The 23689-nt window shown below is 68.1% G+C and carries 16 protein-coding genes, 1 tRNA gene and 1 pseudogene; 17 read left to right on the forward strand and 1 reads right to left on the reverse strand.

The features are described 5' to 3' along the window. The 15 genes from dnaA to ACQPY4_RS00075 all read left to right on the forward strand — a co-directional run bounded on the left by dnaA (position 1) and on the right by ACQPY4_RS00075 (position 19267). Positions 1-2112, forward strand: a complete 2112-nt coding sequence (gene dnaA / locus ACQPY4_RS00005; protein WP_433330991.1) for a chromosomal replication initiator protein DnaA — start codon at positions 1-3, stop codon at positions 2110-2112. A gap of 571 nt (positions 2113-2683) precedes the next feature. Beyond that, the gene (gene dnaN, locus ACQPY4_RS00010; RefSeq protein WP_433330993.1) at positions 2684-3811 is read left to right on the forward strand and encodes a DNA polymerase III subunit beta; all 1128 of its coding nucleotides are present in this window, start codon (positions 2684-2686) and stop codon (positions 3809-3811) included. A gap of 104 nt (positions 3812-3915) precedes the next feature. Next, entirely contained in the window at positions 3916-4836 is a 921-nt protein-coding gene (gene gnd, locus ACQPY4_RS00015) for a phosphogluconate dehydrogenase (NAD(+)-dependent, decarboxylating) (protein ID WP_433330995.1), read from the forward strand. Between the two features lie 84 nt (positions 4837-4920). Then, complete coding sequence (recF, locus tag ACQPY4_RS00020; RefSeq protein WP_433330997.1) at positions 4921-6045, forward strand: DNA replication/repair protein RecF; 1125 nt, start codon at positions 4921-4923, stop codon at positions 6043-6045. A gap of 128 nt (positions 6046-6173) precedes the next feature. Further along, the gene (locus tag ACQPY4_RS00025; protein ID WP_433330999.1) at positions 6174-6680 is read left to right on the forward strand and encodes a DUF721 domain-containing protein; all 507 of its coding nucleotides are present in this window, start codon (positions 6174-6176) and stop codon (positions 6678-6680) included. A 420-nt stretch (positions 6681-7100) separates the two neighbouring features. Continuing rightward, entirely contained in the window at positions 7101-9017 is a 1917-nt protein-coding gene (gyrB, locus tag ACQPY4_RS00030; protein ID WP_433339234.1) for a DNA topoisomerase (ATP-hydrolyzing) subunit B, read from the forward strand. Positions 9018-9074: 57 nt separating this feature from the next. After that, positions 9075-11588: a DNA gyrase subunit A gene (gyrA, locus tag ACQPY4_RS00035; protein ID WP_433331001.1), complete on the forward strand. Its 2514-nt coding sequence runs from the start codon at positions 9075-9077 to the stop codon at positions 11586-11588. A gap of 42 nt (positions 11589-11630) precedes the next feature. Beyond that, positions 11631-12500 (forward strand): DUF3566 domain-containing protein, encoded by an 870-nt coding sequence (locus ACQPY4_RS00040; protein ID WP_433331003.1) that lies wholly within the window; start codon positions 11631-11633, stop codon positions 12498-12500. A gap of 90 nt (positions 12501-12590) precedes the next feature. Beyond that, positions 12591-12664, forward strand: a tRNA-Ile gene (locus ACQPY4_RS00045). Positions 12665-13618: 954 nt separating this feature from the next. Then, the gene (locus ACQPY4_RS00050) at positions 13619-14116 is read left to right on the forward strand and encodes a GNAT family N-acetyltransferase (RefSeq protein ID WP_433331005.1); all 498 of its coding nucleotides are present in this window, start codon (positions 13619-13621) and stop codon (positions 14114-14116) included. 98 nt (positions 14117-14214) lie between these two features. Beyond that, on the forward strand, positions 14215-14586 hold the full coding sequence (locus ACQPY4_RS00055) for a CPCC family cysteine-rich protein (protein WP_433331007.1): 372 nt from the start codon (positions 14215-14217) through the stop codon (positions 14584-14586). A 156-nt stretch (positions 14587-14742) separates the two neighbouring features. Further along, a complete protein-coding gene (locus ACQPY4_RS00060; RefSeq protein ID WP_433331009.1) occupies positions 14743-15525 on the forward strand; it encodes a hypothetical protein in 783 nt (260 codons plus the stop codon). A 407-nt stretch (positions 15526-15932) separates the two neighbouring features. Further along, positions 15933-16523 (forward strand): YdcF family protein, encoded by a 591-nt coding sequence (locus ACQPY4_RS00065; RefSeq protein WP_433331011.1) that lies wholly within the window; start codon positions 15933-15935, stop codon positions 16521-16523. Between the two features lie 147 nt (positions 16524-16670). Next, positions 16671-16853 (forward strand): DUF1737 domain-containing protein, encoded by a 183-nt coding sequence (locus ACQPY4_RS00070; RefSeq protein ID WP_433331013.1) that lies wholly within the window; start codon positions 16671-16673, stop codon positions 16851-16853. A 341-nt stretch (positions 16854-17194) separates the two neighbouring features. Continuing rightward, positions 17195-19267: an SCO7613 C-terminal domain-containing membrane protein gene (locus ACQPY4_RS00075; RefSeq protein ID WP_433331015.1), complete on the forward strand. Its 2073-nt coding sequence runs from the start codon at positions 17195-17197 to the stop codon at positions 19265-19267. Between the two features lie 189 nt (positions 19268-19456). Here ACQPY4_RS00075 and rnhA read toward each other — a convergent pair. Then, positions 19457-19915 (reverse strand): annotated as a pseudogene (gene rnhA, locus ACQPY4_RS00080) (ribonuclease HI); the annotation flags it as partial. Between the two features lie 85 nt (positions 19916-20000). Between rnhA and ACQPY4_RS00085 the strand changes: the two are divergent. Together ACQPY4_RS00085 and ACQPY4_RS00090 are read left to right on the forward strand one after the other, a co-directional pair. Further along, positions 20001-21539 (forward strand): phytoene desaturase family protein, encoded by a 1539-nt coding sequence (locus ACQPY4_RS00085; protein ID WP_433331017.1) that lies wholly within the window; start codon positions 20001-20003, stop codon positions 21537-21539. A gap of 1107 nt (positions 21540-22646) precedes the next feature. Further along, on the forward strand, positions 22647-23615 hold the full coding sequence (locus tag ACQPY4_RS00090) for an aminotransferase class I/II-fold pyridoxal phosphate-dependent enzyme (protein ID WP_433331019.1): 969 nt from the start codon (positions 22647-22649) through the stop codon (positions 23613-23615). Positions 23616-23689 lie beyond the last annotated feature (74 nt).

Consider the following 23689-nt stretch of genomic DNA (forward strand, 5'->3'; position numbering starts at 1 on the left):
ATGGACGGTCAGGATCTGGCGTCGGTCTGGACCCGAACCCTCACGGCTCTGTCTGAGGGGGAACTGCCCCCGAGCTACCGGGCCTGGCTTCCGATGGTCCGCCCGCTGGCCCTGGTCGAGGGGACCGCGCTGCTGGCCGCGCCGAACGAGTTCGCCAAGGACGCGCTGGAAACGCGGCTGCGCAACCTGATCACGCAGGCGCTCTCCCATGAGCTCGGACGCGAGATCCGTGTGGCGGTCACCGTCCAGCCCGAGTCGCCGGGCGGGGAGGCGGAGCCGTCGCATCCGGAGCGTCCCCCGGAGCAGCCGTCGGGTTCTGGCGGGCCCTTCAGAGAACGTCCCTACGGGGAAGCGCCGTATGACGGACGTCCCTATGGAGACAAGCCTCACGCGGAGCGGCCGTACCCGGATCAGGGATATGCGGAAAAAGGCTATGCGGGCCCGCCTCAACCCGGCTCTATCCACAGCCCCGGTGGATATCCGCCGGCTTCCGAGGACCGGGGATGGCCCCAGCGGGACGAGGACGACCGCGGCTGGCCCAAGCGCGAGGACGATGACCGCCCCTGGGCTCAGCGTGACGAAGACGATCGGGGATGGCCCCAGCGGGACGAAGACGACCGCGGGTGGCCGCAGCGCGAGGACGACGATCGCGGGTGGCCCCAGCGGGACGCCGACCTCGGTCCGGGTTACCCGGCTGCGGCACGTCCTCCTGCCTACGGGGGCGGCCCAGGCGCGCGTGGTCCTTACGAAGGACGCGGACAGCAGGGCGGCTACCCGGGAAGGGGACGTCCTCCCGAGGGCTACGGGGAACACCCGCTTGGGCAGAGGGGCCCGCAGAACAACCCGGGGCCCGCACCGTCCCATCTGAACGACCGGACGCTCGGCGCGTCCCGTCCAGGACGGCATGACTCCCGCGGTCCCGAGGCCGAAGGCGGGCTCGGGGGCCGGGCCGAAGACAGCTACGCCCCCGCGGAGCCCTACAGCGGCTTCCGTGATGAGGGGCAGCAGCCCGCGCCGACGCCTACGCCTCCCCGGGGAGGCCCTGCAGGCGGCGCGCCCGCGGCCGGCGGCGAGCACGCGCGGCTCAACCCGAAGTACACGTTCGAGACGTTCGTGATCGGGGCGTCCAACCGGTTCGCGCACGCGGCCGCGGTGGCGGTGGCCGAGCAGCCGGCCAAGGCGTACAACCCGCTGTTCATCTACGGCGACTCAGGTCTGGGGAAAACCCACCTGCTGCACGCGATCGGACATTATGCGCAGAGCCTCTTCAATGGCGCGCGTGTGCGTTATGTGAGCTCCGAGGAGTTCACCAACGACTTCATCAACTCGATCCGCGACGGTAAGGCGGACGGTTTTCGCCGTCGTTACCGGGATGTGGACATCCTCCTCGTCGACGACATCCAGTTCCTTGAAGGCAAGGAACAGACGCAGGAGGAGTTCTTCCACACGTTCAACACCCTCCACAACGCAAGCAAGCAGATCGTTATCTCCAGTGATCGGCCGCCCAAAGAACTGGTGACGCTGGAGGATCGGCTGCGTAACCGTTTCGAGTGGGGGCTGACGACCGACGTCCAGCCGCCCGAGCTCGAGACCCGCATCGCGATCCTGCAGAAGAAGGCCCGGCAGGAGGGTCTGGCCGCGCCGCCGGACGTCCTGGAGTTCATCGCCTCGCAGATCGCGACGAACATCCGCGAGCTGGAGGGCGCCCTGATCCGGGTGACCGCCTTCGCCAGCCTCAACCGCCAGTCGGTCGACATGAAGCTGGCCGAGATCGTCCTCAAGGACCTTATCCCCAACGACTCCGGCCCCGAGATCACGGCCGCGATGATCATGGCGCAGACTGTGGAGTACTTCGGCACCACGATCGAGGACCTCTGTGGACCGTCGCGCTCGCGGATGCTGGTGACCGCCAGGCAGATCGCGATGTACCTGTGCCGCGAGCTCACCGACCTGTCCCTGCCCAAGATCGGGCAGCAGTTCGGGGGGCGCGACCACACCACGGTCATGCACGCGGAGCGCAAGATCCGTTCCCTGATGGCCGAGCGGCGCGCCATCTACAACCAGGTCACCGAGCTCACCGGGCGCATCAAGCACCAGGCCCGCAAGCGGTGACGAGGCTCCTCAGGCGGCGTCCCGGAGGGGACGCTTACCCACAGCCTGGGGAAAACACTGGGGATTCTCGTGGAAAAGCCGGGGGACAACCTGCGGAGAACCTGAGGACAATTGGTGGACGGCCTGGGGACCGGTTGGGGACGCCGACCCGACATGTTGGGGACGAATTCGTGGACGACTTGGGGATGCCCTGGGGACGTCCTGGGGATGAATTCCCTCCGCGTTCCCATGCCGTCCGACACGGGCGTGACGCCCGGGGAAACCTGCGGAGAACTCGTGGACAAGCGGGGGATGAGGTGAGGACGGAGTGTGGGGACAGATTCTTCATCCTCAGGCGGCGACGCCGCGTCCACTGCCGGTGCACAGGGCCGGTGGACGCCGATACACGCTCTCACCTGGGCGGACAGGGGATGTCCACACTATCCACGGCCCCTATGACTAGTACTTCCTCTTGTATCTATCTAAGAAAAGAACAACCTCAAATCAGGGCCTGGGGATCACGAGCCCCGGGAGCGCTGATTGAGGAGTACCACCTCGTCCTTAGCCCGAAACCTGCAGGAGGCGGGTCCCCTTGAAGTTCCGCATCGACAGAGACGCCCTGGCCGACGCCGTGGCCTGGACCGCGCGCACGCTCCCGGTCCGGCCCCCGGTGCCCGTTCTGGCGGGCATGCACATCGAGGCGAGCGACCGGCTGAAGCTGTCGGCCTTCGACTACGAGGTGTCCGCGCAGGTCTCGACCGACATCGACACCGAAGATCCGGGGACGGCGCTGGTCTCCGGCCGCCTGCTCGCCGAGATCTGCCGCAGCCTGCCTCCCCACCCGGTGGAGGTGACGACCGACGGGGCCAAGGTGATGCTCCGCTGCGGCAGCGCGAAGTTCACACTCCTCACCATGCCTGTGGAGGACTACCCGACCCTTCCGGAGATGCCCCCGGCTGCCGGGTCGGTCGGCAGCGACGAGTTCGCGGCCGCCGTCGGGCAGGTCGCCATCGCGGCCGGACGCGACGACACCATCCCGATGCTCACCGGCGTCCGGGTGGAGATCGAGGGCGAGACCGTCACGCTCGCGTCCACCGACCGGTACCGGCTCGCCGTCCGCGAGCTGCACTGGAAGCCCGAGCGTCCCGACTTCTCCGCCGTGGCGCTGGTGCCGGCCAAGACGCTGGCCGACACCGCCAAGTCGCTGACGGCCGGTGCCGAGGTCTCGATCGCCCTCGCGGGCACCGGGAGCACGGGCGAGGGGATGATCGGGTTCGAGGGCGGCGGCCGCCGCACCACGTCCCGCCTGCTGGACGGCGACTTCGTCAAGTACCGGTCGCTGCTGCCCAGCGAGTACGCCGGGCTCGCCGAGATCCAGACCGCCGCGTTCATCGAGGCCGTCAAGCGGGTCTCGCTGGTCGCCGAGCGCAACACCCCTGTGCGGCTCTCGTTCAGCCAGGGAGAGGTCGTCCTGGAAGCCGGGACCGGGGATGAGGCTCAGGCCGTCGAGGCGCTTGAGGCGACGCTTGAGGGCGAGGACATCGACATCGCCTTCAACCCGGCGTTCCTGCTGGACGGTCTGTCGGCGATCGGCTCGGACGTCGCGCGCCTGTCGTTCACCACACCGACCAAGCCCGCGGTGCTGACGGGCAAGCCTCCGCAGGACGGCGAGAACCCCAACTACCGGTACCTGATCATGCCTGTGCGGCTCTCTGGGTAAGGATCGGTCCTGGGGAATAAAGGACCGGCCCTGGGGAGAACCCCAGGGGAGCACCGCCTGCGGGGGGACCCGCCCCCGCAGGCCCACCGCACAGGGGAGTGAGCATGGAACTGGGCATCATCGGCCTGGGCAAGATGGGCGGCAACATGGCCGAGCGCCTGCGCCGCGGCGGCCACACGATCGTGGGCTACGACCGCAATCCCGAGGTCAGCGACGTCGAGTCGCTGGAAGACCTGGTCGGACGGTTGTCGGCGCCCCGCGCCGTGTGGGTGATGGTCCCCGCCGGTGGGCCCACCCAAGACACCATCAACAAGCTTGGGGAAATCCTTGAGCCCGGTGACCTCGTGGTGGACGGCGGCAACTCCCACTATGTGGACGACCAGAAGCACGGCGCCGAACTGGCCGAGAAGAACATCGGCTTCCTCGACTGCGGTGTGAGCGGCGGCGTATGGGGGCTTCAGAACGGCTACGCCCTCATGGTCGGCGGCGACGACGAGAACGTGAAGCGCCTCATGCCGATCTTCGAGACGCTCAAGCCCGAGGGTGACTTCGGGTTCGTCCATTCGGGGGCGATCGGCGCCGGGCACTTCGTGAAGATGGTCCACAACGGCATCGAGTACGCCATGATGCAGGCGTTCGGCGAGGGCTGGGAGCTCATCGAGGCCAGCGAGATCGTCACCAACGTGGCCGAGACGTTCCGCAGCTGGGAGCAGGGCACGGTCATCCGCTCGTGGCTGCTCGACCTGATGAACAACGCGCTGTCCGACGATCCACAGCTGGACGAGATCCGTGGATACGCCAACGACTCCGGCGAGGGACGCTGGACCGTCCAGGCCGCCGTCGACCACGCCGTCCCGCTGCCCGCGATCACCGCGTCGCTCTACGCGCGCTTCGCGTCCCGCCAGGACGATTCGCCCGCGATGAAGGTCGTGGCCGCGCTGCGCAACCAGTTCGGCGGCCATGCGGTCGAGTCCGCGAAGGGCGCCGACTCCCCCGGTGCCGACGTCACCCCGCCGAAGGTCTAGCCGTCCGGTTATCCACAGGGACGGCGACTTCTCTGGATTCTTCCTCGGCGCTTACGGGGGCGAAAGGCTCTACTCTCGTGTCCCGTGCACGTCGCCCATCTCTCCCTCCAGGACTTCCGGTCGTACGCCACCGCGGAGGTGGCGCTCGAACCGGCCGTCACCGCGTTCGTCGGTCCTAACGGGCAGGGCAAGACCAACCTGGTCGAGGCCATCGGGTACGTGGCCACCCACGGGAGCCACCGCGCGGCCACCGACGCTCCGCTGGTGCGGCAGGGGGCGCCGAGGGCGATCGTGCGGGCCGGGGTCATCAAGGACGACCGCAAGGCGCTGATCGAGCTTGAGATCAACCCGGGGAGGGCGAACCGGGCGCGGCTGAACCGCTCCCCCATCCCCAAGCCCCGCGAGATCCTGGGGATGCTGCGGACGGTCCTGTTCGCGCCGGAGGATCTCTCGCTGGTGAAGGGCGACCCGGGGGAGCGCCGCCGGTTCCTGGACGAGCTGCTGACCGCACGGGCCCCGCGCTTCGCGGGCGTCCGGGCCGACTACGAGCGCGTGCTCAAGCAGCGCAACGCCCTGTTGAAGTCGGCGGCCGCGCACAGGCGCTCCCCCAGCGCCGAGGTGCTGGCGACCCTCGACGTGTGGGACTCCCACCTGGCGCGCACCGGCTCAGAACTCCTCGCGGCGCGCCTGGACTTGGTGGCCGCATTGCGTCCTCTCGTAGCCAGCGCCTACTCAGCGTTGGCCCCGGGCGGGGGCGGCGCCGACCTCCTCTATAAGAGCTCGCTGGGCGACGCGGAGTTGTCCACAGACCGTGCACAGCTGGCCGACCAGCTGCTGGCGGGCGTGGCCGAGTCGCGCAGGCAGGAACTCGAACGCGGAGTGAGCCTGGTCGGGCCGCACCGGGACGAGCTCGTCCTGCGCCTGGGGGAGCTGCCCGCCCGCGGCTACGCCAGCCACGGCGAGTCGTGGTCGTTCGCCCTGGGCCTGCGCCTGGCCGCCTTCGACCTGCTGCGCGCGGACGGCGACGACCCCGTCCTGATCCTGGACGACGTGTTCGCCGAGCTGGACTCGGGCCGCCGCAGCCGCCTGGCCGAGATGGTGCTGCCCGCCGAGCAGGTCCTCATCACCGCCGCCGTCCCCGAGGACGTCCCCAAGGAACTCACCGGCACGGCCTTCACGGTCAACGACGGCGAGGTGACCCGTGACTGACCACGGTGACGTCGCGGCGGTACATCGCGCGACCTGCCGAAGCGAGGTGAGCGTGGCCGACCACTCTGGAGCGGCGGCGACCTGCCTGGGGCGAGGTGGCCGTGACTGACTCGGGGGAGGAGAGCGGCGTGGGTGACGATCCACAGAATGTGCATAACTTCGAGACTCCCCCGGCCAAATCGGGGATCGAGCTGGCGCGCGAGGCTCTCGCGCAGGCCAAGGCGGACGCGCTCAAGCGGGGGTCCGTCCCGGGGCAGGGGAAGAAGCGCAAGGGGCCGCGAGTCCCCGCCGTCCGCGATCCCGGACGGGGCGGCGACCCCAAGGCGTTCGGACCCGCCATACGGGAGCTGCTGGCGGCCCGTGGATGGGAGCAGCGCGCGGCCGTCGGCGGCGTGTTCGGCAACTGGCCCGGCATGGTCGGCCCCGAGCTCGCCGAGCACACCCGTCCGGACCGTTTCGAGGACGGCGAGCTCACCGTCATCGCCGATTCCACCACCTGGGCGACGCAGCTCCGCCTCCTCTCGTCCACCCTCGTGCGGCGTCTGAACGAGGAACTCGGCCACGGCACCGTGCGCCGTGTGAAGGTCGTGGGGCCGTCCTCGCCGCGGCGCCCTGGAGCCTGGCGGGCCCGCTGACGCCCGTCCCGGTGCCCTGGGGAGCGTTCCAGCAGGGGATTCGGGTGGTCAGAAGGCACAGGGGTTCGGGTGGGGACGATGGAACATCTGTTCGGCGCGATGAGGGGCGAGTTCAGCAGCGAGCGCCCCGTAGGCCCGAGAAGCCCCCAGGGGCCATGGGGGGATGCGTCTCCTCGCCCGCTGGTCCGCCACACGCAAGCACAGCGCTCGTGAGTGCCACTTTTCGTTGCATGACCCGGTAGAATGAGATCGGGTTCAGGATGCTGCGTCGCCGTGGGTCGCCCGGTGCTCTGGTCGTAACGGCCAGTACATAGGGGCGCCCTTATGTGTGTTACGGGGCACACCGCGCTCCCTTCGGGCGCGCGGGGGCGGTGAGCATCCCCGGCAGAAGGATCTCCTTTGGCGTACGACGCTAGTTCGATCACTGTCCTTGAAGGTCTCGAGGCGGTTCGCAAACGCCCCGGGATGTACATCGGCTCGACCGGGGAGCGTGGCCTCCATCACCTCGTGTACGAGATCGTCGACAACTCCGTCGACGAGGCGCTGGCCGGGCATGCCGACACCATCGTGGTGACGCTGCTGGCCGACGGCGGGGTCCGGGTCACCGACAACGGACGTGGCATCCCCGTCGGTCTGCACCCGGTGGAGAAGCGTCCCGCCATCGAGCTGGTACTGACCACCCTGCACGCGGGCGGCAAGTTCGACGGCAAGTCGTACGCCGTCTCCGGCGGTCTGCACGGTGTGGGCTCCGCGGTGGTGAACGCGCTGTCGACCCGGCTGGACGCCGAGGTCAAGGTCGACGGCCACGTATGGCGCCAGTCCTATACCTGGACGGGCCCCGTGGCGCCGCTGGCCAAGGGCGAGGCCACCGACGAGACCGGGACGACGATCTCGTTCTGGCCGGACGCCGGGATCTTCGAGACCGTCGAGTGGAACTTCGAGACGCTCTCCCGCCGTATGCAGGAGTACGCGTTCCTCAACCGCGGGCTTTCGATCACCCTGCAGGACGAGCGTCCCGACCACATCAACGGCGAGGCCCGCAAGGTCGTCTACCACTACGAAGGCGGCATCGAAGACTTCGTCCGGTACATCAACGCCAAGAAGGACGCCGTGCACGACTCGGTGATCTACTTCGGCGACGACACCGAGGGCATGTCGGTCGAGATCGCCATGCAGTGGAACGCCTCGTACTCCGAGTCGGTCCACACCTTCGCCAACACGATCAACACGGCGGAGGGCGGCACCCACGAAGAGGGCTTCCGGGCGGCGCTGACCAGCATCGTCAACCGGTACGCCAAGGAGCAGAAGCTCCTGAAGGACAAGGACGACAACCTCACCGGCGAGGACGTCCGCGAGGGCCTGACCTCGATCATCTCGATCAAGCTGGCCGACCCGCAGTTCGAGGGGCAGACCAAGACCAAGCTCGGCAACACCGAGGCCAAGTCGTTCGTGCAGAAGGCCGTCAACGAGCACCTGCGCGACTGGTTCGACCGGAACCCGGGCGAGGCCAAGGAAGTCATCAACAAGGCCACGCAGGCGGCGCGCGCGCGCATCGCCGCGCGGCAGGCGCGCGACCTGACCCGCCGCAAGAGCCTGCTGGAGTCGACGTCCCTGCCCGGCAAGCTGTCGGACTGCCAGTCGACCGACCCGGCCGAGTCCGAGATCTACATCGTCGAGGGCGACTCGGCGGGCGGCTCGGCCAAGGGCGGCCGCGACCCGCACTTCCAGGCGATCCTCCCGATCCGAGGCAAGATCCTCAACGTGGAGAAGGCCCGGATCGACAAGATCCTGAAGAACAACGAGGTGCAGGCGATCATCACCGCCCTCGGCACGGGCATCCACGACGAGTTCGACATCGAGAAGCTCCGCTACCACAAGATCATCCTGATGTCGGACGCCGACATCGACGGCCACCACATCAACACGCTCCTGCTGACGCTGCTGTTCCGCTTCATGAAGCCGCTGATCGAGGCCGGGCACGTCTACCTCTCGCAGCCGCCCCTCTACAAGATCAAGTGGGACGCCCGCGGCAACGAGGCCGACTACGCCTACTCCGACCGCGAGCGCGACGCGATCGTCGAGGCGGGCATCGCCGCCGGCAAGCGCGACCCGCGTCCCCGCGACCAGGTCCAGCGCTTCAAAGGCCTCGGTGAGATGAACGCCAACGAGCTGTGGGACACCACCATGGACCCCGACAACCGGGTCCTGCTCCAGGTGCAGCTCGACGACGCCGCCCAGGCCGACGAGCTGTTCAGCGTCCTGATGGGCGAGGAGGTCGAACCCCGCCGCGAGTTCATCCAGCGCAACGCCAAGGACGTGCGCTTCCTCGATATCTGAGGCTCCGGCCGGCAGTCGAGCTCCCTATCCACTTAAGCAGCAGAAGAGGTCTTTCAGGTGACGGACGTGACCACAGAGGGCGGCGTTCCGGCGGGCGGGCGCGTAGAGCCGGTCGACATCCAGGGCGAGATGCAGAAGAGCTATCTCGACTACGCGATGTCGGTCATCGTCTCGCGCGCGCTTCCCGACGTACGCGACGGCCTCAAGCCGGTGCACCGCCGCGTGCTCTACGCGATGTACGACGGGGGCTACCGTCCCGACCGCGGTTACTTCAAGTGCGCGCGCGTCGTCGGTGACGTCATGGGTAACTACCACCCCCACGGCGACTCGCCCATCTACGACGCCCTCGTCCGGCTCGCCCAGCCCTGGTCGCTGCGCTACCCCCTGGTCGACGGCAACGGGAACTTCGGCTCGCGCGGCAACGACCCCGCCGCCGCGATGCGGTACACCGAGTGCCGGATGGCGCCGCTGGCCATGGAGCTGGTGCGCGACATCGACAAGGAGACCGTCGACTTCTCCCCCAACTACGACGGCCGTTCGCAGGAACCCGACGTCCTGCCGTCGCGGTACCCGAACCTCCTGGTCAACGGGTCGGCCGGCATCGCGGTCGGCATGGCGACCAACATCCCGCCGCACAACCTGCGCGAGGTCGCCGAGGGCGTCCAGTGGTACCTCGACAACTACGGCACCAGCGACGAGGATCTGCTCGACGCGCTGATCGAGCGGGTCAAGGGCCCCGACTTCCCGACCCACGGCCTGATCGTCGGCCGCAAGGGCATCGAGGAGGCCTACCGCACCGGCCGCGGCTCGATCACCATGCGCGCCGTCGTCGAGGTCGAGGAGATCCAGGGCCGCACCTGCCTGGTCGTCACCGAGCTGCCCTACCAGGTCAACCCCGACAACCTCGCCGAGAAGATCGCGACGCTGGTCAAGGACGGCAAGCTCGACGGCATCGCCGACGTCCGCGACGAGACCTCCGGCCGCACCGGCCAGCGGCTGGTGATCGTCCTCAAGCGGGACGCCGTCGCCAAGATCGTCCTGAACAACCTCTACAAGCACACCCAGCTGCAAGAGACCTTCGGCGCGAACATGCTCGCGCTGGTCGACGGGGTTCCCCGCACGCTCCGCATCGACCAGTTCGTCCGGCACTGGGTCGCGCACCAGATCGAGGTCATCGTCCGGCGCACGCGCTACCTGCTGCGCAAGGCCGAGGAGCGCGCCCACATCCTGCGCGCGCTGCTCAAGGCCCTCGACCGCATCGACGAGGTCATCGCGCTGATCCGGCGCTCGCCGTCGGCGTCGCAGGCGCAGAGCGGCCTGATGAGCCTGCTGGAGATCGACGAGATCCAGGCGCAGGCCATCCTCGACATGCAGCTGCGCAAGCTCGCCGCGCTGGAACGCCAGCAGATCATCGACGAGTACGACAAGCTCATGGCCGAGATCGCCGACTACAACGACATCCTCGCCTCGCCCGAGCGGCAGCGCCGGATCGTCGCCGACGAGCTCGCCCCCATCGTCGAGAAGTTCGGCGACGAGCGGCGCACCCAGATCATCCCCTTCGACGGCGACGTCTCCTACGAAGACCTCATCGCCGAAGAGGACATCGTCGTCACCATCACCCGGGGCGGCTACGCCAAGCGCACCCGCACCGACCTGTACCGCGCCCAGCGGCGCGGCGGCAAGGGCGTGCGCGGCGCCCAGCTCAAGCAGGACGACATCGTCGACCAGTTCTTCGTCACCACGACGCACCACTGGATCCTGTTCTTCACCAACAAGGGACGCGTCTACCGCGCCAAGGCCTACGAGCTGCCCGACTCGGGCCGCGACTCGCGCGGCCAGCACGTGGCCAACCTGCTGGCCTTCCAGCCGGACGAGCACATCGCCCAGGTCATGGACCTGCGCGACTACGAGGTCGCGCCCTACCTCGTCCTGGCCACCAAGCACGGCAAGGTCAAGAAGTCGCACCTGCAGGACTTCGACTCGCCCCGCAGCGGCGGCATCATCGCCATCAACCTCGCCGACGACGACGAGGTGATCGCCGCCCGGCTGGTCTGCCCGGACGACGACCTCCTCATGGTCTCCACCAGCGCGCAGTCGATCCGCTTCCACGCCGACGACGATTCGCTGCGCCCGATGGGCCGCGCCACCAGCGGTGTGATCGGGATGCGTTTCGACGAGGCCAGCGAAGTGCTCAACATGCTGGTCGTCCAGGACACCGGGCAGAACGTCCTCGTGGCCACCGAAGGCGGCTACGCCAAGCGCACTCCCGTGGACCAGTACCCTGTCCAGGGTCGGGGAGGTAAGGGAGTCCTCACCGCCAAGATTGTGGATTCTCGCGGAGGCCTCGTGGGCGCGCTGATGGTCGGCCCGGACGACGAGGTCTTCGCCATGACCTCCAACGGCGGCGTGATCCGCACCAGCGCCGCGGAGATCAAGCAGTCGGGACGGCAGACCATGGGCGTCCGCCTCATGAACCTGGCGGACCGGGACCGCGTCGTCGCCATCGCGAGGAACGTAGAGTCCATGGAGGACGCAGACACCGAGGCGGACGAGGGGGCCGAGGATGAGTGAGGTTCCTGACCTTGTCGCAGACCCGCTAGGCCAGGAGGACACGTGAGCACCCAGCCCGGCAAGAACAACGGCCGTGCCGGTTCGGACTCGGGTGAGGCCCCGTCGGACGAGACCAAGAAGAAGGTCTCCGACGACACCGTCCACGACCTCGAAATGGTCACCGAGGACTCCGCCAAGGACGCCGAGGCGACCTCGACCGACCTGAAGAAGCCCGAGACCAGCGAGAGCTCGTCCACCGAGATCGCCCCGGTCAAGGACACGGCGGCCAAGCCATCGGCGTCGGGGGCGGCGTCGGCGTCCAGGTCGTCGAAGGAACAGCCGAGCTGGGCCAAGCCGGCCGAGCCCGCCGGCTCGGTCTCGGCGGGCCGCACCGAGAACTCCAGCAAGCCGTTCGGACGCCGCGAGGTCTCCGGCGGCGGGGCCCCCGCCGCGGGCTCGGGCTACACCGGCACCGCGGTCAAGGACCGTCCGGCGGTCTCCAGCCCCGTCCCGGCCACGGCCTCCTCCTCGGCCAAGCCTCCCGCCAACGGCAAGCCGGCCCGCAAGGCCCAGCTCCAGCTGGCCCGCCTCGAACCGTGGTCGGTCATGAAGTTCAGCTTCGTGATGTCGCTGGTCTGCTTCGTCGTCCTGCTGGTCGCGGTGACCGTCCTCTACATGATCCTTTCGGGCCTCGGGGTCTTCGACTCGATCAGCGACACGATCAACGACCTGACCCGCCGCCCGGACGACACCACCAGCACGATGGACGCCGGCAGCTGGTTCTCCTTCGCCCGCGTCTTCGGCTACACCGTCCTCGTGGGTGCCCTCAACGTCCTGCTGATCACCGCCCTGTCCACGGTCGGCTCGATCATCTACAACCTCGCCGCCGACCTGGTCGGCGGCGTCGAGGTCACCCTCAAGGAGGCCGAGTAACCCTCCGGGTCGCCGTCCCCTAATCGATTACCGGTCACCAACCGGGATGCGGTAATCTCTCCATGCGTCGCCAGGACGGCGGCCCTGTTCGGGCGTATAGCTCAGTCGGTTAGAGCGCATCCCTGATAAGGATGAGGCCCGTGGTTCAAGTCCACGTACGCCCACCGACATCCCAGCCCCCGTCGCATTTCGCCGACGGGGGCTTTTTGGTCTCCGCCCCACCGCCAGACACCTTCGCCTCCCAGCACTGATCGCCCTCCCGCACGCCCACCACTCAGCACCCCACCCAACGAATGCAGCCCCGCCCACGGCTCGCCCCCACTCACGGGCGGCGCTCGTCCACAGCCCGTCCTCACCCACGGCCCGTCCTCACCCACGGCCCGCGCCCGCTTACGGCCCGCGCTTGTCCACGACTCGCACTCGTCCACGCGCCGCGTCCGTCCCCGGCCCGCGTTGGTCCACGGGCGGCGTTGGTCCACGCGCCGCGTTGGTCCACGCGCCGCGTTGGTCCACGCGCCGCGTTGGTCCACGCGCCGCGTTGGTCCACGCGCGGCGTTCGTGCACGCGCGGCGTTCGTGCACGCCGCGTTCGTGCCCGCGCCGCGTTCGTGCCCGCGCCGCGTTCGTGCACGGTCCGCGCTCGCTCACGGCTCGGGCCTGTCCACGACTCGCACTCGTCCACGCGCCGCGTTCGTCCCCGGCCCGCGTCCGTCCACGGGCGGCGTTGGTCCACGGGCCGCGTTCGTGCATGGGCCGCGTTCGCTCAAGGCCCGCACTGGCTCACGGGCTGGCCTCGCCGACGAGCCGGGTCGTTCACGGCACGGCTCGTGCACGGGTCGCGGTCGTCTCGGCCCGCGGTCGGCTAAGGTCCGCGGTCGTCCACGGTGCGGGCTTGTCCACGGTGCGGGCTCGTCGGTGGGCTGATACTTGCCCGCAGCTTCACTTCGTGTCCGCAGCGTCGTACGCGCCTCCAGAAACCGCCCTCCAAGGCTCATCGCGCGCACCGTTCAGGAGCGCCAGGGGCTTCCCGGGTGGACGTCTTACGAGGCGCATTGGCTGAGCACGAGTTGCTCAGGGCCGATGTGAGAGACGACGCCGAGATCACGTAGCCTGCGCCGGGTGAAGGAGATCGTGACGTATGTAGAAATGACCTCCCCTGAGGAACTCAACCCGGCCGCTCCCGTCCCTGATCTACTCCTGGAGCCGCTGGAGCGAAACGTCCCGGTGATTCATGACCTGGTGCGCCGAATCGGCTCTCCTTACCGCTGGGAGAGCGCTGAACGTACCGAGGAGGGCTGGGACGCCTGGTTCGCCGCGTCCCCGGATCGGGCATTCTGGATGCTGTCCTTCAAGGGCGAACCGGCGGGCATGGTCGGGTACGACGTCCACCAGGACGGCGACGTGGAGATCGAGACCTTCGGCCTACTGCCCGAGTTCGTGGGCAAGGGCCTGGGCGGATTCGCCCTGACGATGGCCATTCAACGAGCCTGGCAACTAACACCCGCAGCGACCCGGGTGTGGCTCCACACTTCAACCCTCGACCATCCCAACGCGCTGCCCAACTACCATCGCCGAGGCTTCCGAACCTTCAAAACCGAAGAGGGCACGCAAGCCTGAGAGGCCCAGTTTCGGCTGTTCAGCTTCGCGAGCTCGGCGCGGGACGGTCTCGTGCACCTGCCGGACGCGATTGCGAAAGCCCTGCGATAGTGGCTCGCATGCCGGACGAGCCTGAGGAAGTGAGCGAAGCCGAGCTCGCTCGGCGGAGTCGCTGGTTCGAGTGGTACACGGACACGCAGATCAACAACAGCGTGCGTCAGCCCGAACGAGATCGGCCCTACGCCTGCCCTTGCTGCGGATATCTGACACTCGACAGCCGGGGCGGTTATGAGATCTGCGAGGTCTGTTTCTGGGAGGACGATGGCCAGGACGACCACGACGCCGATCTCGTCCGAGGCGGCCCGAACGGCGCCCTGAGCCTCACCAAGGCGCGCCGCAACTTCGCGGAGTTCGGTGCCTGCGAGCGGCGCATGCTGCGAAACGTCCGGGCACCTCGTCCGGACGAGCACCCACTCGGCGACCAATCCTGAGCCGAAGTCGGCCCCAAGCACGAACGGCACCCCCCGCGACCAGCCGCAGACTGACCACCGCCAATCCGCTTGCGATTCCAGACGTCCCGCACATGGCCAGACAAGACGTCCGAGTAGCGGACGGCGACACACCGGGACGTCGCTAGCATCCGTCCCGTGGGCATCGACTGGATTCGGATGCGGCCCCGTCACGATGACGCGCGGTTGCTGCTGATGGAGCTGATCAAAGGGCAAGCCGACCAGTTCACCGCCGCCCACGGCATGCTCTGGCCCGACTGGGACTTCCTAGGGCTGCCGGAGTACGACCTCCACGAGGTCCCCACCGAGGGGCAGCAACTCCTGGCTCGAATCGAGATCGACGACCGCGCCGAGAGTTGCATACGCGTTTCACGCTTCTCTGCCATCGAGGTGATCCCCGCCGAATGGCGGCGCGCGGCGTATCGCACTCACCTTCCGGACGAGGTCCCCGACCTGCTCGACACCTGGATTCGTCATCTGGACGAGGTCCGTCAAGGCCGCCATCTCGCCTACCTCGCCGCCTGGCATGCCTATCTCACGAGCCGCGCCTTGGAGGAGGAATGGAAGGTCATCCGCTCCTACGCCGTTGCGGCCCTCCACCGCACCAACGCCTGGATGCGGAAGCCCGGAGTGGCGGAAGCAAGCGAGCAGGTGCTGAACCTGCCCGTCCCCGCGGTGAGTCCACCCCCACATTGGGGCGCGACCCCCGCTGAGGTTTTGCCCACCGACTGGACGCCCTACGTCGAGGCCGCCGCGGCGTGGAACTCCCAGGCCCGGAGCGGGTACCGGACCCGGTTGACGCCTATCCGCTCGGTCGAAGAGTTCGTGGCGGACGAACTGGCGTCCGCCGATCTCGGCGACTGCCTCGCCTGGCTGGGAAAGGCCGAGTCCGAGGGTTACGGCCTATGGCTGGACTACTGACCAAGAATCAGGACCTGATCAGCGTGAACGCATTGGGTGGCGCCAGGGGTGGGTGCGGGGGCCGCGTGGTGCTGACGTCCAGCGAGGCAAACTCATGAAGGCGCCCGGAGAACACGGGATCGCGCGCAGCATTCTCTGGTGCCAAAGCCCCCGCCTCGGCACGCCCTCCGAAACTGCGTTGTGCCGGGCCTGGGAAGCGCAGGGGCTGAGTGGGGGTGTTGCGCTGGGAGGGGCAGATAGGGGACGTGTGCCATCGTAAAAGGGCTGGGTGGTGTGCTTGCTCGATGGTTGGGCGGTGTAGTCGGGTGGACCGGGGGGCTTTGAGGATGGGGCAGGCTTGGTGCGGTGATGCTCTGTTGCCCGGAGCGGTCTGGGCTGACGTGGGGACCTTGTGGAATTACCACGACATGCATCACGTGATCCGCCCCTCGGACGTTGGGATCGGGCTTGGCGGGCATGATGTCGGGGTCGCCGGCTTTGCCGCCGAGTTGTATGAGATGGGAGTCATTCCGCGCATCGTGTTCACCGGTGCGCATGTGCCGACCACTGTTGAGTTGTTTCCCCGTGGTGAGGCCGTCCACTTCCGCGAGCACGCGCTCGCCCGTGGTGTTCCGGACGAGGCCATCCTCGTTGAGCCTCGCGCCACCAACACCGGGCAGAACATCGAGTTCACTCGAAGGCTGCTGACCGCCTGCGGGATCGATGTCAGTAGGGCAATCCTGATCTCGCGGCCCTACCAGCAGCGTCGCGCTTACTCGACGGCCAGGAAGCTCTGGCCCGAGCTTGAGATCATCTGCGCATCGCGCCCCCTTTCGCTGGACGAGTATCTCGCAGACATCGGAGACACCGCTCGAGTTATCCACATGCTTGTGGGCGACACCCAGCGCATCATGATCTATCCCGATCTCGGATTCGCGATCCCACAGGAGATGCCGTCCGAGGTGAAGTCGGCCTATGAACGCCTGGTCGACGCCGGATACACGAAGCGTCTCCTCTAGGCCAGCCGTCTATTGGGGATAAGCGCACGCGGGTACGTCCCTCGCTCGTTGTCTAGCTTGGTCTGCACTTTTCCACAGCTGGGGATGGGCGATGCCGGGTGCGACCGGCATGACCAAGGGGTGAGCTCAGAACTTAGGCTGAGCGGTGTGAGTAATGATCTTCCGCTGCGCTATCGCCTGATCACGGGTGTGGACGATGCCGAGTTCTGCAAGCGTGTCAGCGCTCTCCTGGACGAGGGGTATGAGCTTCATGGCTCACCTGCCCTGACCTACAACGGCAATCAGGTCATCGCCGCTCAGGCACTGGTGCTTGGATCCGCGGCGACCTGAACGTCCGAAGCCACTCGGAGGTACCTGCTCCGAAGTTGAGTACTTGAGCGGATGGATCGGACGACCCGGGTCGCGATGATCCGGCTATGCGTATTGCGTGTCCTAGCTGTGGGACTCCCATTCGGGGAGCCTCGTGTTCGTTCTGTGGGTTGCTCCTCCACGGGCCTGCGGCCCAAGAGTTGTGGGTGGTCGAGCAAAGGCTCGCTCACCTGAACCACAGGCGGCGGGTGTTGCTGGAGTGGCTGCATGCCGCGCCGACCGTCCCGGCTGGGGCGGCGTGGCCAGCGGCAAGTCCCCAGCCGGCTCAGACACGACCTAGGGCGGACGTATCGCGGCTGGGTGTGCGCAATGTGCTGCTCACCGTGGGCGGTGTTCTGCTGGGCATTGCCGCGATCGTGTTCACCGTCATCAGCTGGGGTTCGCTGGGGATGGGGGCGCGGGCGGGGATTCTGCTCTCGTTCACGGCGGTGGCTCTAGGGGCCGTGTGGCCGCTGGTACGGCGCGGCTTGGCGGCGACGGGCGAGACCGTCGCGACGGTCGGGCTCTTGCTCCTGGGGCTCCAGTGTTATGCGGCGTATGCCGGTGACCTGTTCGGGCTTGGTGCCATAGACGGACGGTGGTATGCCACAGGGGCCGTGCTTGCTGTGAGCCTGGGGTGGGGCGCATACGGCTGGGCGGCCCCGCTTCGGCTGCCCGTGCCCATGGCGCTTGTGCTGGGCCAAGGCCCGCTCTTGCTCGCCGCCAATGCGATGGACGCGTCCATCGAAGGCATCGCTCTGGTCTTGGTGGTGCTGTCCCTGCTGGACCTCGGCGTGATGAGGATGGCGCCGCGCGAGACCCTCGTCCGGGGCGTCGCCGGCGCCACGGGAATCGCCGTCGGGTTGACCGGCACCGGGATCGCGTTGGCGATGTCGTTCGACAGTGTCGAGGCCGCGTGGGTGCTGATCGCGGCGAGCCTGATGGCGCTGGTCTGGGCCCGATGCGGGGTTCCCGACCTGGCGGTGGCGTTCGGCCTGGCCGCCGCTGCCGGGCTCGGTGGCGTCCTTCCGCTGGACGACCGGTGGGCGGCGGCGGGTTACGCCGTTGCCGCGGCCATAGTGCTCCTTGGAGCCGGGTCGCTGAGGCATCCCGTGAGCAAGGGTGCTGGGGTGGTTCTTGCCGTGGCAGGGCTTGCGTCACTTCCAGCGGCGTTCGTGTCTCTGACAGGCCCCTCGTGGCGTCTGGAGGACGTGTGGTCGGGTGAGCTGATCGTCCTTCCGGTGGCCATGCGCGAGCTCGTAGTGCCGTCCGCCCCGATCGTCCTGGCAGTGCTGGCGCTAGGGGTTGCGCTTGTCCGCTTGGCATGGGCGCCGCCCGTGGTGGCGCTGGCTGTACTCACGACGTCGGTGTCCCTGGAACTGGCCTATCCGGTATCGCTCGTCGCCGCCGTGGCTGTGGCGGTGCTCTTGGGCGCCTGGGCTGCCTTCGCCCCTGTGGCTCGCGTTGGTGCCGGCGTTTCGGCCGCGGTGGTCGCGCTGTGGGCGGCGATCGAATCGCTGGCCACGCAGGACGCGACGCTTGCCGTCCTGGGGGCTTTGACGATCTTCGGCCTGGTCGTCGGACTGCTGGAGCGCGCCATAAGGGAGGGCGCGGTAGCGATCGCCGTCCTGTCGCTGGGCGGGTTTGCGGCCACGCTCGGAAGCGTGGCCGGTCTGACCGAATATCAGGCGTCGCTCGGCGTCCTGGCGGCCGCCGCCGTCGGGCTGGCCGTGGCGATGTGGGCGCGGGGCGTCCTGGTCGAGGTCATGGCCTGGACGCTCGCCGCCTCGGCCGTGGTGATGGCGGGTGACGAGGCGACGCCTCTCAGCCTGAACTTGGCCATCGCGGGTGTGCTCGCGTTCGCCGTCGCATCGCGCCCCGATCGGCGAAAAGCCGTGTGGTTCGGCTCCGCGCTGATGCTGCTGTCGTGGTGGATCCGGCTTGTCGAGGCCCAGGTGGCCGAGCCCGAGGCCTACACGGTGCCTATCTCGGTAGCGCTCGTAGCGGTGGGTCTGCTGCGGAGGCGACGGGAGCCTGAGCTCTCTTCCTGGACGGCCTACGGCCCGGCGCTCTCGGCGACCCTCCTGCCCAGCCTGCTCGCCGCCTGGGCGGACACGTCGAGCCCCCGTCCGATGCTCCTCGCGGTCGCGGCCTTCGCCATCACGGCGGTGGGCGCGCGCGCTCGGCTGCGGGCGCCGTTGATGCTCGGTGGCGCGGTGCTGGTGCTGGACGCAGGCAGGCAACTCGCCCCGTATGCGGCCGAGGCAGTCGCGCAGCTGCCCGGCTGGTTCCCGATCGCACTCATCGGCCTCGTCACGCTGGCGCTGGGAGCGACGTATGAGCAGCGCCTGCGCGACCTGCGCCGAGTACGGGAAGCCGTGTCGCGGCTGGACTAATCAGACGGTGGCTGCGCGGAGCTCGTCACGTCCTTGAGCGGCAAGCTCGTCGCGTCCCCGCGTGGCGAGTTCGTCACGTGCCTGAGTGGCGAGCTGGTCACGTCCCGGCGTGGCGAGTTCGTCGCGTCCTTGAGCGGCAAGCTCGTCACGTGCCGGAGCGGCGAGCTGGTCACGTCCCCCGGTGGTGAGCTCGGCGCGTCCCCGGGTGGCGAGTTGGTCGGCGCGCTCGTTGCCCTCGTCACCGGCGTGGCCCTTGACCCAGAACCATTCGATCTGGTGGCGCAGGGCGGCCTCGTCTAGACGGCGCCAGAGGTCGGCGTTCTTGACCGGCTGCTTAGCGGCGGTCGTCCAGCCGTTCCGCTTCCACCGCGTCATCCACTCGGTGATTCCCTTGCGGAGGTACTGGCTGTCGGTGTGGACGTGCACCCGGGAAGGACGGGTCAACTGCTCCAGCGCCTGGATGGCCGCCATGATCTCCATACGGTTGTTCGTGGTCTCCGGCTCTCCGCCACAGATCTCGCGTACGTGTCCCCCGTATGACAGGACGGCGCCCCATCCGCCCGGCCCGGGGTTGGGGCTGCACCCGCCATCGGTGTAGACGATCACTGGTACGGACGGCTCGGTCATCCACTCTCCCTGTTCGTTCATTCGCTGGGCACGTTACCCCCGGGGAGTGGTTGCCGGGCCCTGTCAGAACGGCGTGTGCGGCGGTACGCATGGTTGACTGCCGCATATGCGGTACGACGTCGTTATTGCAGGAGGCGGGCACAATGGGCTCGTCGCAGCCGCCTATCTGGCTCGGGCAGGCCGGACGGTCCTGCTTCTGGAACGGCTCGATCATCTGGGTGGCCTGGCCGTCTCGGCGCGCCCGTTCGAGGGCGTGGACGCGCGTCTCTCGCGCTACTCGTACCTCGTCAGCCTGCTGCCGTCCAAGATCATTAACGACCTCGGTCTGCCGCTGCGGCTGCTCCGGCGGCGGTACGCGTCCTACACGCCGGTGGCCGGCGCGGGCCTCCTGGTGGACGGTGGCGACCGTGGCCGGACCCAGAAGTCGTTCGCGGCCGTCGCCGAGCACCCGGGGGCCTGGCAAGCCTGGCAGGACTTCTACGCCATGACCGACCACGTGGCGCAACGGGTGGCGTCCACACTGCTTGAGCCACTGCGCAGCCGCGCCGAACTCTCACGCCTCATCGGGGACGCCACGGCCTGGTCGGCACTGTTCGAGCGTCCGATCGGGGAGGTCGTCCACGAACGCTTCCCCGACGACGTGATCGCCGGGGTGGTGCTCACCGACGCGCTGATCGGCACCTTCACCGATCCGGACGACCCCTCCCTGCTGGCCAACCGGTGCCTGCTCTACCACGTCATCGGGAACGGCACCGGTGAGTGGAACGTCCCCGTCGGGGGCATGGGCGCGGTCACCGACGGCCTTGCGACCGTGGCCCGCCAAGCCGGCGCCGAGCTCCGTACGGGAGCGGAAGTCACGCATATCGACGGCGACTCGGGCGAGGTGACCTTCCTGGACGGCGAGGGAACCGAGCACACGGTCGAGGGCGGGCACGTCCTGATGAACCTGCCGCCATCACTCGCGGCCTCGGCTCTGGGAACGTTCGCGCCGGTGGCCGAGGGTTCCCAGCTCAAGGTCAACATGGTGCTGTCTCGGCTCCCGGCGCTGCGCGACCCGTCCGTCCGGCCCGAGGAAGCCTTCAGCGGCACGTTCCACGTCAACGAGGCCCGCGACCAGCTCGCCACCGCGTTCAGCCAGGCGTCGTCCAGCCGTATCCCCGACTTGCCGCCCGCCGAGGTCTACTGCCACTCGTTGACCGACCCGTCCATCCTGGGGCCCGACCTACGTGAGGCAGGCGCGCAGACCCTGACCTTGTTCGGCCTCCACATGCCCACCCGCCTCTTCCACACCGACCCGGCCGCGGCCAAAGAACACGCGCTGCGCGCCACACTCGCCTCCTTGAACAGCGTCCTGGCCGAACCGATCGAGGACTGCCTGCTCCGCACCCCCACCGGGGAGCTCTGCCTAGAGGTCAAGACCCCGGTCGACCTGGAACATGACGCCGCCCTACCTGGAGGCCACATCTTCCACCAGGACCTGCAATGGCCCTACGCGGAGCACCCCGCCGAACAAGGTAACTGGGGCGTAGAGACCACCTGGTCCCGCGTCCTCCTCTGCGGTGCCTCCGCCAAGAGAGGCGGCGGTGTAAGCGGCATCCCCGGCCACAACGCCGCCATGGCCCTCCTGACCCAGTCCACCTACTGAGCCCGATTCCCGGGGACGCGTCGCGCGGGGCGTTGCTGATTTGGGTCTGCCTGCGCTGACGTTCTGATCGCGCTAGCCCTGGGCTGGGCTTTGGGCAGGCGAAGGTCATGCGGGTGGTTGCTGTGGGCAACCGGCGACAGGTCGTCCGAGGAGATCGAACTGGGGGTCTCTAGGGTCGGAAACCGTCTGAGCTGGGCGTGGACAACCTGGGGAACACCTTGAGGACGACGCTGCCGCCCGCTCAGTCCGCCCTGGTCGCCGACTGTGAGGGAAAGTTATCCACAGGTTGTGGATCTGGTTGAGGAGGCTCGGACGAGGCGCCAGGCTTGGTGGTGGTCCTCTTCCGACTCCGATCTCTTCCGGGCAGTGCGGCGGCCGTTTGCCAGACGGCCCTAGGTCGCGTCCCGGAGAGCGTCACTCACGAGCTGCGTGATCTCAAGGACGCGCCAGGCGGCTCTGGGGAATCGGGTCCTCGTCGCGCGGGGGTGACGGCTTCCGGTGACCTGGCCACGGCCGCCGTCCGTGGTCTGCGCGCGTCCTGCGCCTTGGTCAAGAGCGGGTCAAGCGCGCGCGGGTGAGTCCCGCTCCTAGTCCGAGCGGCCGCTCCGCAGGCTTGATCAACATTAAAAGGAGTGATGCCGGTTCGGGCTCTCAGCGACACGAACAGAACGTCTGGGGCGACCCGAGAGTAACTTGTGACTCAACCTGCGGTGATGGGTATTGAGTGCTCAATCAGAATATCTTCACACAGCTCATCAGAAATGCTCGCGAGCTTCTATGGCGTCAAATCCCATCATCCAATTCACAGGCTCGGTGAATTAGGTAAACGAGTGCTGTGGCCCGGTGCGTGGCGGTCGGAAAACAACCTGCTGAGCAGGGAGAGTGGCGAGCAGGCCGTCGCCCAGCGTCGCCGACGGCTACAGAGAACAGGAGGTCTGGGGTGTTGATCTTTCGGACGGTCCGTGTTTATCGTGCGCCTAAGGGTTCCCCGTAAATGGCGCTGGCACCAGGGTCGCGGTGGAGGCTCATGCCTTCGTGCGCGACCACTTCACCGAGCCTGGAGCGAGAGCGATGACAATTCGGGCCGAGGCCTGTCATCAAATGTCGTTGAACGAGAACTTCTACCCGCCCCTTCCCGAAGTTATTCAGGCCATTGAGCAGAAGCTCGGCCAGATCAACCGGCATCTGGACGCGCTCGGAACGGGCCTGTCCACCGCCATCGCGGAGCGTCTCGACGTCCCGGTCGAGCACGTTGTCAATGGCCCGGGCTCGGCAGCGCTCCTCCAGCAGCTGATCAGCGCCCACGCCAGTCCAGGAGTGGAGGTGGTGCACGGATCGCCGTCCTTCGACCAGTACCCCGTCATGATCCGTAACGCGGGTGCGACTCCGGTGGCCGTCGCCCTCCGCGACCACGTGCTCGACCTGGACGCGATGGCGGCCGCGGTGACGGAAATGACGCGCGTCGTCCTGCTGTGCAATCCCAACAACCCGACCGGCACCGCCCTCCAGGAGAACGACCTACGCGGGTTTCTCGACGCCCTGCCGGACCACGTGGTGGTCGTCCTGGACGAGGCCTACGTCGACTTCGCCGAGAAGATCGCGGACGGCGTGAGCCTGTATCGCGACGACGAGCGTGTTTGCGTCGTCCGCACGTTCTCCAAGTCATACGGCCTGCTGGGCCTGCGGGTGGGCTACGCGGTCGCGCACGAACCGGTCGCCGCGCTACTCCGCAGAACCCTGCCGTTCTTCCGCGTGAGCACCCTCGGCCAGGCCGCGGCCGTGGCCGCGCTCGGAGCCGAAGACGAGGTACGCCGCCGCTGCGCCGCGATCGCCCGCGAACGCGACCGGCTGCGCGATGCCCTGCTGGCGGCCGACTACGCCGTCCCACCCACAGGTGCCAACTTCCTGTGGCTCCCCCTGGGTGCCGACGCGATCCCGTTCGCCGCGTTCTGCGCCGAACGAGGCGTCCAACTTCGCGCCGTCCCCGACCAGGGCGTCCGCGTCAGCGTCGACCAACCCACCTCGAACGACCTGTTCATCGAGCTCGCCGAAGACTTCACCAGAGGCCGTCCATGACCGCCCACCCTCACCCACGTCCCCGCGCCCCCCGACCTCCCACAACCACCCTCCGCCCTCAGTCACCACCTCCA

Source organism: Spirillospora sp. CA-294931 (assembly GCF_050946795.1).
GTDB lineage: Bacteria > Actinomycetota > Actinomycetes > Streptosporangiales > Streptosporangiaceae > Spirillospora.